The organism is Telluria sp. LT2P80 (assembly GCF_059685955.1).
Window position 1 is genome coordinate 319,873 of the sequence record NZ_JCASIO010000001.1, and the last position, 14,229, is coordinate 334,101.

The 14,229-nt window shown below is 65.4% G+C and carries 12 protein-coding genes and 1 pseudogene; 7 read left to right on the top strand and 6 right to left on the bottom strand.

All coding sequences use genetic code 11. The features are described from left to right. Positions 1-2 precede the first annotated feature (2 nt). The 3 genes from AC56LW_RS01375 to AC56LW_RS01385 form a co-directional block, all read right to left on the bottom strand. Positions 3-1,472, bottom strand: a complete 1,470-nt coding sequence (locus AC56LW_RS01375; protein ID WP_332531082.1) for a sodium:solute symporter — start codon at positions 1,470-1,472, stop codon at positions 3-5. Positions 1,473-1,528: 56 nt separating this feature from the next. Further along, positions 1,529-1,960 carry a hypothetical protein gene (locus tag AC56LW_RS01380; RefSeq protein WP_499630907.1) on the bottom strand — a complete coding sequence of 144 codons (432 nt, stop codon included), beginning with the start codon at positions 1,958-1,960 and terminating at the stop codon, positions 1,529-1,531. 96 nt (positions 1,961-2,056) lie between these two features. Next, entirely contained in the window at positions 2,057-3,679 is a 1,623-nt protein-coding gene (locus AC56LW_RS01385; protein ID WP_499630910.1) for an NYN domain-containing protein, read from the bottom strand. Between the two features lie 177 nt (positions 3,680-3,856). On the opposite strand from AC56LW_RS01385, the gene curA reads away from it, so the two are divergent. Beyond that, positions 3,857-4,867, top strand: coding sequence for an NADPH-dependent curcumin/dihydrocurcumin reductase (curA, locus tag AC56LW_RS01390; protein ID WP_499630913.1), 1,011 nt, complete (start codon positions 3,857-3,859; stop codon positions 4,865-4,867). Positions 4,868-4,960: 93 nt separating this feature from the next. After that, positions 4,961-6,892 carry a PAS domain-containing hybrid sensor histidine kinase/response regulator gene (locus AC56LW_RS01395; protein ID WP_499630916.1) on the top strand — a complete coding sequence of 644 codons (1,932 nt, stop codon included), beginning with the start codon at positions 4,961-4,963 and terminating at the stop codon, positions 6,890-6,892. Here the strand turns inward: AC56LW_RS01395 and AC56LW_RS01400 are convergent. Beyond that, positions 6,865-7,794, bottom strand: coding sequence for an alpha/beta fold hydrolase (locus tag AC56LW_RS01400; protein ID WP_499630919.1), 930 nt, complete (start codon positions 7,792-7,794; stop codon positions 6,865-6,867). The genes AC56LW_RS01395 and AC56LW_RS01400 overlap by 28 nt on opposite strands. A 64-nt stretch (positions 7,795-7,858) precedes the next feature. Here AC56LW_RS01400 and AC56LW_RS01405 point away from each other — a divergent pair, with 64 nt between their 5' ends. Both AC56LW_RS01405 and AC56LW_RS01410 read left to right on the top strand, forming a co-directional pair. Beyond that, positions 7,859-8,248 (top strand): MerR family transcriptional regulator, encoded by a 390-nt coding sequence (locus AC56LW_RS01405; protein WP_499630921.1) that lies wholly within the window; start codon positions 7,859-7,861, stop codon positions 8,246-8,248. A gap of 73 nt (positions 8,249-8,321) precedes the next feature. Continuing rightward, positions 8,322-8,744: a DUF7684 family protein gene (locus AC56LW_RS01410; protein WP_499630924.1), complete on the top strand. Its 423-nt coding sequence runs from the start codon at positions 8,322-8,324 to the stop codon at positions 8,742-8,744. A gap of 18 nt (positions 8,745-8,762) precedes the next feature. On the opposite strand, the gene AC56LW_RS01415 is transcribed toward AC56LW_RS01410, so the two are convergent. After that, complete coding sequence (locus AC56LW_RS01415; RefSeq protein ID WP_499630926.1) at positions 8,763-9,200, bottom strand: DUF1810 domain-containing protein; 438 nt, start codon at positions 9,198-9,200, stop codon at positions 8,763-8,765. Positions 9,201-9,243: 43 nt separating this feature from the next. Between AC56LW_RS01415 and AC56LW_RS01420 the strand changes: the two are divergent. The 3 genes and pseudogenes from AC56LW_RS01420 to AC56LW_RS01430 form a co-directional block, all read left to right on the top strand. Beyond that, positions 9,244-9,447, top strand: a pseudogene (locus AC56LW_RS01420) (DUF3820 family protein); the annotation flags it as partial. 101 nt (positions 9,448-9,548) lie between these two features. Then, complete coding sequence (locus AC56LW_RS01425; RefSeq protein WP_332531072.1) at positions 9,549-9,950, top strand: response regulator transcription factor; 402 nt, start codon at positions 9,549-9,551, stop codon at positions 9,948-9,950. 50 nt (positions 9,951-10,000) lie between these two features. Continuing rightward, positions 10,001-11,704 (top strand): hypothetical protein, encoded by a 1,704-nt coding sequence (locus tag AC56LW_RS01430; protein WP_499630929.1) that lies wholly within the window; start codon positions 10,001-10,003, stop codon positions 11,702-11,704. A 7-nt stretch (positions 11,705-11,711) separates the two neighbouring features. Here the strand turns inward: AC56LW_RS01430 and AC56LW_RS01435 are convergent, their stop codons facing one another. Continuing rightward, positions 11,712-14,003, bottom strand: a complete 2,292-nt coding sequence (locus AC56LW_RS01435) for an ATP-binding protein (protein WP_499630931.1) — start codon at positions 14,001-14,003, stop codon at positions 11,712-11,714. Between the last annotated feature and the right edge of the window lie 226 nt (positions 14,004-14,229).

Here is a 14,229-nt window from a genome sequence, read left to right on the forward strand (position 1 = left end):
GATTAAGCAGACTGCATGGCATGACGGCCCTGATGGCGCAGCGAAATCGCGTACAGCCCCGCAAACACCAGCATGCCGTTGATCATCAAGAGTTCCAGCCCGAGTCGGTACGAGCCGAGCAGATACGCCTGATTGTACTCAAGGATCGCGCACAGGACCGGCGCACCGATCGTGACCAGCGGTACAAGGCGATTGCGCGGCACGCGCGCCGTGAACATGCCGAACGCGAACAGGCCAAGCAGCGGGCCATAGGTGTACGCCGCGAGCTTGAGGATCACGCCGATCATGCTGGGATTGTCGGCCGCCTTGAAGCCCATCACGAGCAGCAGGAACAGGAACGCGTAGCCCAGGTGCACGCGGCGGCGCAGGCCCTCGGCCTGCGCCTGCGTCAAATCCGTCCTGCGCTTGATGCCCAGCAGGTCGATGCAGGTCGACGAGGTCAGCGCCGTGATCGCGCCGTCGGCGCTCGGGAACAGCGCCGAGATCAGCGCGATCAGAAAGATGATCTGCAGCGCCGGTGGCAGGTGGCCCATCACGACGGCCGGGAAGATCTTGTCGCCGGTGGCGGTCACGCCCACGGTCGGCGCGTACAGGTACAGCAGGCCGCCCAGGAACAGGAACGACAGCAGCACGACGACCAGCACGGCCGTCAGCGCCAGCAGGTTCTTTTGCGAGTCGGCCAGCGTCTTGACCGAGATGGTCTTTTGCATCATTTCCTGGTCCATCCCCGTCATGGTGATGGTGATCAGCGCGCCTGCAACGATCTGCTTGAGCCAGAAATTCGGGCTGTTCAGGTCTGTCGTGAACACGCTTGCCAGGCCGCTCGAGCGCATCTGCTCCAGGCTATCGGGCACCGACAGGTTCAGTTCGCCCAGCAGGAACCAGGCGCACGCGAACAGGCCGAACAGCATGCCGGTCGTCTGCAGCGTGTCGGTCCAGACGATGGTCTTGACGCCGCCCTGGTAAGTGTAGAGCAGGATCATCCCCAGCACGACGAGGGTGCTGAGCCAGAACGGCACGCCCAGGCTGTCGAGGATGATCGCCTGCAGGATGTTCACCACCAGGTACAGGCGCGCGGTGGCGCCCAGCAGGCGCGAGATGATAAAGAACCCGGCCCCGCTCTGGTAGGCGCGCCGGCCAAGGCGCACGTCGAGGTAGTGGTAGATGGACGTCAGCTGCAGGCGGTAGTACAGCGGCAGCAGCAGCCAGGTGACGGCCAGGTAGCCGATCACGTAGCCGATCAGGATCTGCGCATAGCCAAAGCCATCGGCGCCAACGGCGCCCGGCACGCTGACGAACGTCACGCCCGAGAGCGTGGTGCCGACCATGCCGAAGGCGACCAGCACCCAGTTGCTGCTCTTGTTACCGATGAAGAAGCTGTCGTTGTTGGCGCCGCGCGACGTGGCCCAGGCCACGGCCAGCAGCAAGGCGAAGTAGCCGATGAGGATGCAAAACAGGAGTAACGGGGACATGAAAAGCCGGGGATGATCGTTTTGCCCAGCAATATACACTGCCGGGCAACCGGCGCTCAAACCTCTTCGCTGCGCACCCGCCGGAATGGCCCGATACAGGTTTGCATGGTCTGGTCGGCGCACATCAGAAAAATGGTGCGTGACGGGTGAAACTGAATGAAGTTGATGACCTGCGCGCCCGGTTTCATGACATTGCCCGAACAATCGGGCTTGCCGTTGTCTTTGACGATGCGGTCCTGCAGGCGATAAAAGCCCTGCTTGTCGGGCTGTGCGGAAATGGTATAGACGCTTTCAGAGACTTCAGCGGCGCTGGTGACGAATGTGGTGCCGTCGGCACGAAAGCGGTAGGTCTCGGCGCATTCGGTGCCGGGCACCGTCAGCCGCCAGATGCCAAGGATCGGATGACCGGCGGCGACGTCCGCCGGCGCAGCGGCCAGCGCAGGCGCGCCCAGGCAGGACAGCAGGAACAGGACGGCACGTGTGCGCATGCGAGGCTCCATCAAACGACAACGCCTGCCCGAAAACCGGACAGGCGTCGTGATTATGGCATCGCGCAAGGGCGCGCGGCGCGCGCCAGTCTGTGATTAGCCGTTGTCGGAACCGGCCTTTGGCTTGGCCGGACGACGGCTGCGCGGTGCGGCCTTGCGCGCCGGACGTGCGCCCTTGGTGCGTGCCGGCTTGGCGTCTTCTGCTTCTGCCTCCACCTCTGGCTCAGGCGCGACCTCTTCCTGCGCCTCAGCAGCCGCAGCAGCCTGTGCTTCCGCTTCGGCTGCCGCAGCAGCAGCTTCGGCCGCAGCCTGCTCCGCCAGCTTCTTGGCCGACGGCTTGCGTGGCGCGCGGCGACGTTCCTTCTCGACCGGCGCCGGCGCTGCTTCAGCTTCCACCAGCTCGGCGTCGCTCACGACCAGCGTCGGTTGCGATGCCGGTTCGTCGAAGGTGTCGTCCTGTGCTTCCGGCTCGTAGGCAACCGGCGCCAGCAGCGCCGGCACGTTCGACGCATCGTTGCGGTTGCCGCCCTTGCGCCCGCCTTGACCACGGCCACGACGGCCGTCGGTCCTGGCCGGTTGCGATTCCAGTTGCGATTGCGGTTGCGATTCCGGCTGCGCTGCCGGTTCCTCGAACAGTTCTTCCTGTGGTTCCGGCTCAACCGCCACCGGCTCCATCAGCGCCGGCACGTTCGACGCTTCATTGCGGTTACCGCCCTTGCGGCCACCGCGGCCACGGCCACGACGGCCATCGTTCTTGACCGGCTCGTCGTTGCCCTCGACCGGCGCTGCCGCATCGAGCATGTCCTGCACCACGGCGTCCGGCGCCTGCGTGCCGTCCTGCTGGGCTTCCTGGCTGGACGCCACATTGCCCGCATGCGCGCTGCGGAACACATAGGTGCCGGATTTTTCGTCGCGACCGAATTCGAACAGGCCACGGGTCTGCGCTTCTTCGAGCAGGTTGCCGAAGGTGCGGAAGCCGTAATAGGTTTCCGAGAAATCGGGACGGCGGCGCTTGAGCGTGTCTTTCAGCAGCGAGGCCCAGATTTTGCCGGTGTCGCCGCGCTCGGACGTGAGCGCGTCGAACGTCTCGACCACCATGTCGAGCGCCTGCACCTTGCGCGCTTCGAGTTCTTCCTTGCGCTTGTCGTCGCCGACATTCGTGTTGGTGTTGTTGCTGGCATTCGAGCGGCGCGGTTGTGGCGCGGCCTTGCGCTCGTCGCGCTTGGCGGCGGTACGGCGCTGTTCGCGCACCAGGTCATCGTAAAAGATGAATTCGTCGCAGTTTGCCACCAGCAGGTCGGAGGTCGACTGCTTGACGCCCACGCCGATCACCTGCTTGTTATTTTCACGCAGCTTCGAGACCAGCGGCGAGAAGTCGGAGTCGCCGCTGATGATGACGAAGGTGTTCACGTGCGACTTCGTGTAGCACAGATCGAGTGCATCGACGACGAGGCGGATGTCGGCCGAATTCTTGCCCGACTGGCGCACGTGCGGGATCTCGATCAGCTCGAAGTTCGCCTCGTGCATCGCCGCCTTGAAGCCCTTGTAGCGGTCCCAGTCGCAGTACGACTTCTTGACCACGATGCTGCCCTTGAGCAGCAGGCGTTCCAGCACTGGCTTGATGTCGAATTTTTCGTAATTGGCGTCGCGAACGCCCAGTGCGACGTTTTCAAAGTCGCAGAACACCGCCATGCTGATGTTGTCGGAAGAAGAGGCCATGAGTTGTTTTTTCTGTAGTGATAGGGCAAACGTATGGCGATTATACGCACGCCCTTCCGTTTCGCGCCGTATGACATTGCCTGGCGGCCAGTTTCAACGATCGGGTGTGGCGCGTGGGCAGCATCGGTCAAGGTTCTTTATGCTATGCCATCCGATCCACTTCAAGGAGCTCTCCACATGACCGCAACAACCAACCGCCGCATCGTCCTCGTGTCGCACCCGAAGGGCAAGCCGACCGCAGAGAACTTCCGTATCGAGGATGCGCCGATCCCGACGCCGGGCGCTGGCGAACTGCTGCTTGAAACACTGTTCCTGTCGCTCGACCCGTACATGCGCACGCGCATGAACGGCACCGCCACCTACGCCGCCGCCCTGGAGCTGGGCGACGTGATGGTCGGCGGCACCGTCGCCCGCGTCAAGCAGTCGAACCACCCGGACTGGAAAGAAGGCGACATCGTCGTGGCCTACTCCGGCTGGCAATCGTTTGCCATCTCGGACGGCAGCAATCTGCGCCGCGTCGATCCGGACAGCGCGCCTGTGTCCACCGCCGTCGGCGTGCTCGGCATGCCAGGCTTTACGGCGTATGCCGGCCTGCTCGAAATCGGCCAGCCGAAGCAAGGTGAAACCGTCGTCGTGGCCGCCGCCAGCGGCGCCGTCGGCTCGGTCGTCGGCCAGATCGCCCGCATCAAGGGCGCACGCGCCGTGGGGATCGCCGGCGGGCCCGAGAAATGCGCGTTCATCAAGGACGAGCTGAAATTCGACGCTGTCGTCGACCACCGCGCACCGGACTTCGCCGAGCAGCTGGCCAAGGCCTGCCCGGACGGCATCGACGTGTATTTCGAGAACGTCGGTGGCCAGGTGCTCGAAGCCGTCAAGCCACTACTGAACAACTTCGCGCGCATTCCTGTGTGCGGCCTGGTGTCGCATTACAACGATGCCGGCGCGGGCGCCTCGATCGACCTGAGCCTCACGCTGTTCAAAAGCCTGACCGTGCGCGGCTTCCTGCAGAACGAATTTGTCGAGCGGCTCGAGCCGACCTTCCTGAAAGAAGCCGCAGGCTGGATCAAGGATGGTTCGCTGCGCTACCGTGAAGACATCGTCGAAGGGCTGGACAAGGCGCCCGAGGCATTCATTGGCCTGCTTGACGGCAAGAATTTCGGCAAGCTGGTGGTGCGCGTCGCCGAATGATCAAAGGCCACAGTTGACATTTGGAATTGGTGCAGCATCCGTCAAATGTGGCCTATAATTATTTAACCTTTTGCAACCATTTGTCGAACATCGATGCTGCCCACCAACCTGTTCGAGTCTGTCTTCAACCGATCGCCCTTCGGGCATTACCTGCTGTCTCCTACGCCCGAAGCGACGATCCTGGCCGTGAACGACGCGTTCCTGAAGGCCTCGGCGCGCACGCGCACTGAACTCGTGGGCCTCAGCCTGTTCACGGCATTCCCCAGCAATCCGGCCGACCCTGGCGATTCCGGCGAAGTGCTGCTGCGCGACTCCCTGGCCCGGGTCCGCACCAGCAGGCATCCCGACACCCTGCCCGCCATCCGCTATCCGATTCCGGTCGTGCTGCCCAATGGCGAGACGGGGTTCGAAGAACGCTTCTGGACCGCCACCAGCACGCCGATCTTCGGCGCCGATGGTGAACTGGTCTGCATTTCACACAGCAACATCGACGTCACCGACCAGGTCAATTCCGAAGCGGCCGTGCGCGAAAGCGAAAAACGCTTCCGCACGCTGACCAATGCGACGGCCGACGTCATCTACCGCATGAGCGCCGACTGGTCCGAGATGCGCCGCCTCGAAGGACGCGGCTTCATGAAGGACACGGAGTCCCCCACGGGCAACTGGCTTGACGACTACATTCCGCCCGGCGACCATGCGCTCGTCCAGGCCGGGATCGCACGGGCAATGGAGGGCGGCGCGGTCCTGGAACTCGAGCACCGGGTCTGGCGCAGCGACGGCAGTTGCGGCTGGACGCTGTCGCGCGCCGTGCCGATGTTCGACGCGGCTGGCGAACTCTATGAATGGATTGGCGCGGCCAGCGACATCAGCGAGCGCAAGGCATGGGAAGACAAGCTGCGCGAAGCCGACCGTCGCAAGGACGAGTTTCTCGCGATGCTGTCGCATGAGTTGCGCAACCCGCTGGCGCCGATCGGCGCAGCGGCCGAACTGCTGCAGCGCACGAAGCTCGACGACGGCATGCTCAAGCGCACCAGCCAGATTATCGGGCGCCAGGTGAAACACATGACGGCGCTGATCGACGACCTGCTCGACGTCTCGCGCGTCACCCGCGGGCTGGTGGAGCTCGACCAGACCGTGCTGGACGTGGGCGCCGTGCTGCACGAAGCGGTGGAACAGGTCACGCCGCTGATCGATTCACGTGGCCATTCGCTGACGCTGAACCTGCCACCGCCCGGCACGCAGGTGCTGGGGGACCGCAAGCGCCTGGTGCAGGTGGTCGCCAACCTGCTGGGCAACGCCGCCAAGTACACGCCCGAAGGCGGTCGCCTCGCCGTCAGCGCCTTCGCGCGCGGCGACCGGCTGCATATCGACGTCCTCGACAACGGCATCGGCATGGCGCCCGAGCTGGCAGCGCGCGCTTTTGACCTGTTCACGCAGGCCGAGCGCAGTTCGGACCGCTCATCGGGCGGACTGGGGCTGGGCCTGGCGCTCGTGAAAAGCCTGATCGGGCTGCATGGGGGCGAAGTCGCCTGCGACAGCGCAGGCGCGGGCCAGGGCAGCCGGTTCTCGGTCTGCCTGCCGCTTATCCATGCGCCGGCGGCGACTGCGCCAATGCCCGATGCGCAGCCGGGCGCGGACACGGCGCTGCTGCGCGTGCTGGTTGTCGACGACAATATCGACGCTGCCGTCATGCTGGCGATGCTGCTGGAAGCAAACGGGCACCAGGTGCAGGTCGAACACGATCCGCTCGAGGCACTGGCCGCCACGCTGGCCAACCCGCCGCAGGTATGCCTGCTCGATATCGGCCTGCCCGGCATCGACGGCCTCGAACTGGCGCGCCGCCTGCGCGCCCGCCCCGGCACCGCCCACGCGCTGCTGATCGCCATCACCGGCTATGGCCAGGAGAGCGACCGCCAGCAGATCCTGCAGGCTGGGTTTGACCATCATCTGGTCAAGCCGATCGATATCGCGCAGCTGTACACGCTGCTGGACGGTGTCTACTCAGCAGCGCTCCCTGCCACTTGACCTTTCGCCGCAGCCACAAAGGCTGCCAGGTCACGTGAAAAGCGCTCCGGTTCTTCCGCGAACGGTGCATGTCCGGCCGCGGCGTAGATAAGTTGCGTCACGCGCGGATTCACCTCCCGCGCACGCGCCATGGCAGCGTCGTGAGCGACCAGCGCATCGCGCGCGCCATACAGCAGCAGCACCGGCACGCGCGCCTGCGCCAGGCCGCCCAGCGGCGCATCGAGCTTGAACACCGCTGCCTGCATGTCCCACGACGCCATCGCCGCGGCGCCCAGCAATCTCTCGAACGGGGGCTGGTCGGGCCGTGTGGCAAAGCACAGCGCGAGAAAGGCCCGCTGTGCGTCCAGCCGCGTGGTCAGCACGCTTGCATTCAGATCGCGATACACCGCCGGATGTGGCTTGATCTGCTGGGGGTGGCCTAGCTCGATCACGCCATCGACATAGACCGCCCCGCCAATACCGCGGTCGCCGTGCGCCGCCAGATAGTTCGAGATCACGACGCCGCCCAGCGACCAGCCGACCAGTACCGGCCGGCGTGCTCCGGTGGCAGCGATGACGGCGGCGAGGTCGTCACCCCAGCGTCGTCCTTCGCTGTACGCAGTGGCGGCGCGCGGCTGGCCGGAGCGGCCATGGCCGCGCAGGTCGTAACTGATCAGGCGGTACCCCTGCAGGGCCGGACTAGCGCGCTGCGCCTCCCAGTTCATGTGGCTGCCCAACAGGCCGTGAATGAAGACGATCGCCGGGCCGGCTGGATTGCCGGACTCCTGGACCGCCAGCGTCACGCCGTCGGGGGCGGTGACGGTGAACTGCCGCGTTGCCGCATGCACGAGCGACGACGCGCCAAGCAGCGCAAGAAACAATATCTGCACCAGGGCGCGGATGGATGAAGAAAGCAGAGGCATGATGTACTCCAGAGTCGATGAACTGCTATCCTCGAGCCTGACATTAGTGTGAGGGTCAAGCGATATGTATGCAATGCCATCGGACGAGCAGGCCAGGTTGTCGATCGGCGAACTGGCGCGCCGCAGCGGCGCTTCGGTGCGCTCGATCCGTCACTACGATGCGCAGGGCTTGCTGACATCGGGCCGGGCAGACAACGGCTATCGGGTGTTCCCGGTTGCCGCCGTCACGCAGGTGCGCCGGATCGGCCGCCTGATCGCGGCCGGGTTCAGCCTGGCCGACATCGCGGCGTTCCCGAACTGCATGCTGGCCGTCGACGGCGCCGCCATGTGTCCGGAAACCGCGCCAGCACGACGCAAGCTACTGGCCGCCATTGAAGCCGAAATGAGCGCGCTCGAACACCGGCGCCTGCGCCTGCGCGCCATGCTGATCGATGGCAGCATCCCCGCCGATTGAGCACCGGCGATCGTCGCAGCGCCCGCCAGCTGCGATAATGACGCCTTTGAACCACCGACCCGGCACCGACACCATGCAAGCCAAAGCCCATTACCTGCAACTACGGCCCCACGACGCCCTGCCCGACCTGACCGCCCTGGCGCCGTTCATGGCGATCGTCGTCATCGATGACGACAGCGACGAAATGTGGCGCTGGGACGTGGCGCGCTGGCTGGTCGCGTCGGGCTGCCGCAGCATGCTGGCCTGGGGCAAGGAATGCGAAAGCTGGCACGACGCCGTCGAGGACGCCGCCCTCGAAGCATTCGATTACGACGACATCCCACCCGAGCAGATCGTGACGGTGTCGCAGCACGCCGACGAAGACCTCGACGAGGTGTTCTGGTTTGCGCGCCACCGCGCGAGCCATCCGGCGCTGCGCCTGAACACGGCAGTGATCCTGCACGTGGCCATGCGCGGGCGCCCGGACGACCTGCTGGCGCAGCTGGCCGAGGCCTGAGTCCCTGCAGTCACACCGTTACAGCCGGGCCAGCGTGGCCGGGTCGGCCTGGCCGTCGAAGTACTTGTCGATGCAGGCCTGGAACACGGCTTCATCCGGCGCCACGTCGGCGAACAGCGTCATCGACGAGTGAAATTTCAGCTCGTCCGGATGACTGAAGATGGCGCCGGCCGAATCGGCGTCGAGCGCGGCGACGATGCCGGCACATTCGCGCAGGCGCTTTCCCAGCACGGGGTGCGCCAGATACGCGGCCGCTTCGTCGGCGGACGCAATTGCATAGCGCTGCGCCATGGCGCTCGTGCCCAGGCCGGCGATCTGCGGAAACACGAACCACATCCAGTGCGTGCGCTTGTGGCCGGCGCGCAGCTCGGTCAACACCGCGGCATATACCGGATCCTGCGCCTGCACAAAACGGTCGAGATCAAATTGATTGTTCAGGGTGGCCTCCCTTGTCATCGAAATGCTACAACGTCGCCGTTGTTTGCTAAAGTGCCGCACAATGAATGCTGACCATTTAGCCCTCCTGTTGGTTCGGGAAATGCCTTACGGTAAATACAAAGGCCGCAAGATTGCCGATATGCCCGGCCATTACCTTGGCTGGCTCGCCCGCGAGGGCTTTCCACGCGGCGAACTGGGCCAACTGCTGGCCCTGATGTATGAACTCGATCACAACGATTTGCGCGGTTTGCTCGATCCGCTGCGCGGCGCGCCCGGCCGTCGCCGGCAATTGATACTTTGTGGCAATTTCCGTGACATACCGGGCATCCACATCGGTATAATCGAACATTCACTGACGGGTTCATCATGCCGAACGAACAAGCATCATCGCCGCTGGTCCTGGTTGTCGAAGACGATGACCATATCGCCCAGGTACTGCGCTTCATGCTCGAACGCCAGGGCTACCGTGTCACGCACCTGGCCGACGGCCGTGTCGCGAGCGCGCACATCGCCGCCGCCGCCGAGGCACCGGCCCTGATCCTGCTCGACGTGATGCTGCCCTACCTGGACGGCTTCGAGCTGGTTGCGCTGGTGCGTGCACGGCCCGACTGGAACGCCGTGCCGATCCTGATGCTGACGGCAAAAAATACCGAACGCGATACGGTGCGCGCGCTCGACGCCGGCGCCAACGATTTCGTCAGCAAGCCGTTCGAGCCCAATGCCCTGCTGGCGCGCGTGCGGCGCCTGATCCAGGTCCAGGGCGCCTGACGGGGCCGAACCGTACGCGCCAATTCGGGCTCTTGACTTAAAATCAAGTCATGTCCCGTTCGCTCCCACTCCTGTTTATTGTCTCGCTGTCGATCACACCCGCGTTTGCTGCCAGCCTGCAGCTGTGCCCGGGTCCGCTGGTCGTCTCCCCCGGCGCCATCACCGCGCAGACCACCGCGCCCGACGGCACCATCCTGCACGCCATCGTGACCGAAGAACCCGGCAAGCAGCAAGCGAACTGCCGCGTGCTGCCACTGCCGACGGCCGTCATGGGTGTGCAGGCGCTGCACTTCCTGCCGCCCGACGCCAGCCCTGGCAAGACCATCCTGCTGCGCGGGATCGAGGCCGACAAGGGCAAGTCGTTCAGCGTCAGCGAACACACGCTGGTGAGCGACCAGCCGGCCCCGCGGCCGCAGACCCCGATGCCGTTTGGCGCCAGCCTGCTGGGCGCGATGCAGACCCGCACCCATGGCGATACGGCGCGCATCAGCGCTGACGTCAAGGACGGCCGGCTGTACCTGACCTGCCGCGCCGGCGCCAAACCGGCCAGTGTCACACTGCTCGGCCCGTGGTTCATGCCACGCGCACGCGCCGTACTGCAGGCCGCGTATTCCGGCGAAGGCCGCTTTGCGCTGCAGGTTTCAAGCGGCGCGCCGGGCAAGCCGGACCAGACGTTCGATCTGGGCAGCCTGGATGCCGGCCAACCCGTGCAGACAGCGCGCTTCGACCTGCCCGAAAAACTGGACCGTGCCAACTGGCGCGCGCTGTCGCTGGCCTGTCCGCAAGGCGCCGCGAAACTCACGGTCGCCGCGCTGACGCTCCAGCCTGCCAATGACGCCGATGCGGCTGCGGCAGCGCGCGCGACCTGGACCTGGAGTCCGAACGAATGGCGCGAACGCGGCGCAGCGCTGCTCGACTGGGCGGTCCAGCAAAAGATCGGCGCGGTCTTCATCACGGTCCCGCTGCGGGACGGCAGTGTCGACGACGCGGCGCAGCTGGGCGCCTTCGTGCGTCAGGCCGGCAGCCGCGGCATCGCGGTCAGCGCGATGGAAGGCGCCCCCGAGATGGTGCTGCCGGCGTCCCAGGATGCGGCCGTCGCCCGCATGCGTGCCTACGCCGCCTACAACGCGTCTGCTGCCGAAGGGGCGCGCCTGAAAGGTGTCCAATACCATATTGAACCGTACCTGGTCCCGGCCCACGTGCTGCCACAGGCGCAGCGCGATCGGCGTTACCTCGAACTGGCGGCGAAACTGCGCCAGGCGGCCGGCCCGCTGACGCTGGACTTCGTCGTGCCCCACTGGTGGGCCGACAAGGGCGCGCTGCTGACCGGGCTGGCAAAGCACGCTGACATCCTGACCGTCAAGAGTCCCCGCACCGATCCGGCGCAGATCTACCGCCTGGCCGTCCCGTTCCTCGACTGGGGCGTCGAGCATGGCAAGACCGTGCGCGTGGCGCTCGATGCAGGGCCGATTGGCGCCGGTGTTCAGCGCCGCTACGAACGTCGTCCTCCGGGCGCGCGCGGCGACCTGCTCGTGTTCACACTGGGTGGCCAGAAGATCCTGCTGCTGCAGCAGGTGCCGGCAGCGCACGACAAGGCGCAGGCCTATGCGCTGGCCGCCAGCCAGGAGATCGATGCCGCCGACGCCAGCTTCCATTCCGACAAGGGCGCGCTGTTGCGGCTGCTGCCACAGCTCGAACGCACCTTCGGGGCCTGGGAAAGTTTTGGTGGCATGGCGCTGCACGACCTGCGTTAAGTCACGGTCAGGCCAGCGGTAACTCCACCGTAAACCGCGTCCCTGCGCCGGCGCGGGTTTCGAATCCGATCGACCCGCCATGCTCTTCGACGATCGCCTTGCTGATGGAGAGGCCCAGGCCCGAGCCGCTGCGCTGACGCGAGTCGGCGGCGTCGGCTTGCGCGAAGCGTTCGAACACGCGGCTCTGGAACGCCGGTGGAATGCCCGGCCCTTCATCGGTCACGCTCAGGCGCGCCCAGCCCGGCCGCTGCGCCAGGCCCAGGATGACGTCCTTGCCGCCCGGCGTGAACTTGATCGCATTCGATACCAGATTGGTCAGCACCTGCACCATACGGTCGTGGTCGATCTCGGCCTGGACAAATTCGGCGCCTGGCGGCATGTCGAGACGCAGCGTCACGCCCGCCTGGCGTGCCTGACCTTCCATCGCATCGGCCACGTGATGCATCAGCGGCGCCAGCAACTGGGCGGTGCGCTGGTATTCCATATGCCCTGCTTCGATCTTCTGGATGTCGAGCAGGTCGTTCACCATCCGCATCAGCCGATCGCAGCTCTGGCTGGCAATCGCGACCAGCCGCGCCGCATCGGGCGGCAGGTTGCCGGCCATGCCGCCGTCGAGCATCGACAACGACGCGTGGATCGACGTAAGCGGCGTGCGCAGCTCGTGCGAGACGGTCGAGACGAATTCGTTCTTCATGCGCTCCACCTTCTTGCGATCGGAAATATCGTGCAGGAAGATCGAGAAGAACGCATCCTCGCCCTCGCCAGCCAGCGTCACCGTACTCTCGACCGTGAACTCGAAGCCCTGGCGGTTGATCACGGTGCGTTCCATGCGGCGGGCGAGCATGAACTGGCCGTTCTGGCGGAATGCCTGCAGCGCCTTGCCGATGCTGTCGCGGTAGCGTTCGGGCAGGATCATTTCCGCCAGCGGCCAGCCCACGGCCTCGTGCCGCGTCCAGCCGAACATGCGCTCGGCGGCCGGATTCCAGTCGACGATCATGCCGCGCAGGTCGACCGCAATGAATGCATCCTGCGCCGCCTCGACGATGGCGATGATGCGGCCCTCGCTGGCGCGCACCGCGACCAGCGCGCGTTCCAGTTCACGGGTGCGGCGATCGACCCGCTGTTCCAGCGCGTCGTTCAGGGTCTGCAGATCGGCGCGGCGTTGCACCAGCGCCGTCACCAGCGCATTGAGCGCGCCCGACAGCTGATGCACTTCGGTATAGCTGCTCCCGGCCGGCACCAGTTCATGCGTGTCGCCGCGGCGCAGGCCGTCGGCCGAATGGGCCAGCGCCGCCAGCGGGCGCGTGATGCGGCGCGCCAGCAGCCAGCCGCCCAGCGAGAACAGCAGCGCAAGTGCGCCGCCGCTCCACAGGGCGCGCGAGCGTAATTGCCGTACCGGCGCGTAGGCATCCTGGAGATCCTGGCGTACCAGCACATGCCAGCCCAGGCCAGGGTAGTCGCCTACGGCCTTGGTTGACGCGTAGCCGACCAGATAGTCATGCCCATCCGGCCAGCGCTCGACTGCATACCCGGTGCGCCCTTTGCGCGCCGCATTCAGGCTGCCCAGTCTGACGGTCGTGTCGAGCAGGTCTTGCGGCCCGAGCAGCACCACGCCTTCGGCACTGACGATCAGCGCCTGCACCTTGTTGCGGGTCTGAACCGGCGCGATGATCGAACGCTCGACCTCGCGTGCCCATTCCCACGACAGGTGCGTGCCCATCACGCCGGCCGGCTGGCCATTGGCATCCAAGTAGGGAAAGGCCACGTCGACAAACCTGCGCGGCTCGCCCTGCTGCACCGGCAACAGCTTGGCCAGCAGCACTGCCTCGTGCACGTCGCCGACATGTTTACCTGCCAGTGCATTGCTGAACCAGGGCCGCTTGGCGACGTTCTTGCCTTCGAGCAGCCCGCGCGCCTCGACCAGCACCGTGCCGTCCATGGCGGCCAGGCCGATCCATTCGTAATAACCGTAGGTAGACTGCATGTCAGCCAGGATGCGGCGCCGTTCAGCCTGGCTCGTCGCGGGGGAGATCAAGTCATTGCGGCGCGCCATCAGGCGCACTTCGCGGAACCGTTCATACATGCCGCGATCGAGCTTGTCGGCGGTCTGCATCGCCATCTCGCCCAGGCCCCCGCCGATACTGGTCTTGACCTGCGCCGTCGCGGAGCGTTCGACCACTTCGACCAGCAGCAGCGTGAGAATGCCGCTCATCAGCGTGAACGCGAGAGCAAGCCGTGCACCCAGCCCGCGCGGGGTCAGGCGATGCCAGAAGGATTGGGGATTCTGCATGGAAGACATGACTGTGTCGATTCTCCGAGCGTAGCACGCAGATGATGGCACAGGGCAATACTACACTTGGTAATCGACCGATAGTTACAGGAAAACCCCGGGTAATTACCCATTCTGCCTAAATGTGTTGCGAGACCGCCTTGTACGAACATACCTGCAGCCGTGGTGTTGCAGCGGCGGTCGGGGTGATTCCGCACGGCCACGCCCGATTTCCGATAAACTTGCGCCTTACAAG

Bases quoted from the DNA above. Each gene is read 5' to 3' on its own strand.
- AC56LW_RS01375 (WP_332531082.1), bottom strand. From the start codon at position 1,472: ATGTCCCCGTTACTCCTGTTTTGCATCCTCATCGGCTACTTCGCCTTG.
- AC56LW_RS01380 (WP_499630907.1), bottom strand. From the start codon at position 1,960: ATGCGCACACGTGCCGTCCTGTTCCTGCTGTCCTGCCTGGGCGCGCCT.
- AC56LW_RS01385 (WP_499630910.1), bottom strand. From the start codon at position 3,679: ATGGCCTCTTCTTCCGACAACATCAGCATGGCGGTGTTCTGCGACTTT.
- curA (WP_499630913.1), top strand. From the start codon at position 3,857: ATGACCGCAACAACCAACCGCCGCATCGTCCTCGTGTCGCACCCGAAG.
- AC56LW_RS01395 (WP_499630916.1), top strand. From the start codon at position 4,961: ATGCTGCCCACCAACCTGTTCGAGTCTGTCTTCAACCGATCGCCCTTC.
- AC56LW_RS01400 (WP_499630919.1), bottom strand. From the start codon at position 7,794: ATGCCTCTGCTTTCTTCATCCATCCGCGCCCTGGTGCAGATATTGTTT.
- AC56LW_RS01405 (WP_499630921.1), top strand. From the start codon at position 7,859: ATGTATGCAATGCCATCGGACGAGCAGGCCAGGTTGTCGATCGGCGAA.
- AC56LW_RS01410 (WP_499630924.1), top strand. From the start codon at position 8,322: ATGCAAGCCAAAGCCCATTACCTGCAACTACGGCCCCACGACGCCCTG.
- AC56LW_RS01415 (WP_499630926.1), bottom strand. From the start codon at position 9,200: ATGACAAGGGAGGCCACCCTGAACAATCAATTTGATCTCGACCGTTTT.
- AC56LW_RS01425 (WP_332531072.1), top strand. From the start codon at position 9,549: ATGCCGAACGAACAAGCATCATCGCCGCTGGTCCTGGTTGTCGAAGAC.
- AC56LW_RS01430 (WP_499630929.1), top strand. From the start codon at position 10,001: ATGTCCCGTTCGCTCCCACTCCTGTTTATTGTCTCGCTGTCGATCACA.
- AC56LW_RS01435 (WP_499630931.1), bottom strand. From the start codon at position 14,003: ATGTCTTCCATGCAGAATCCCCAATCCTTCTGGCATCGCCTGACCCCG.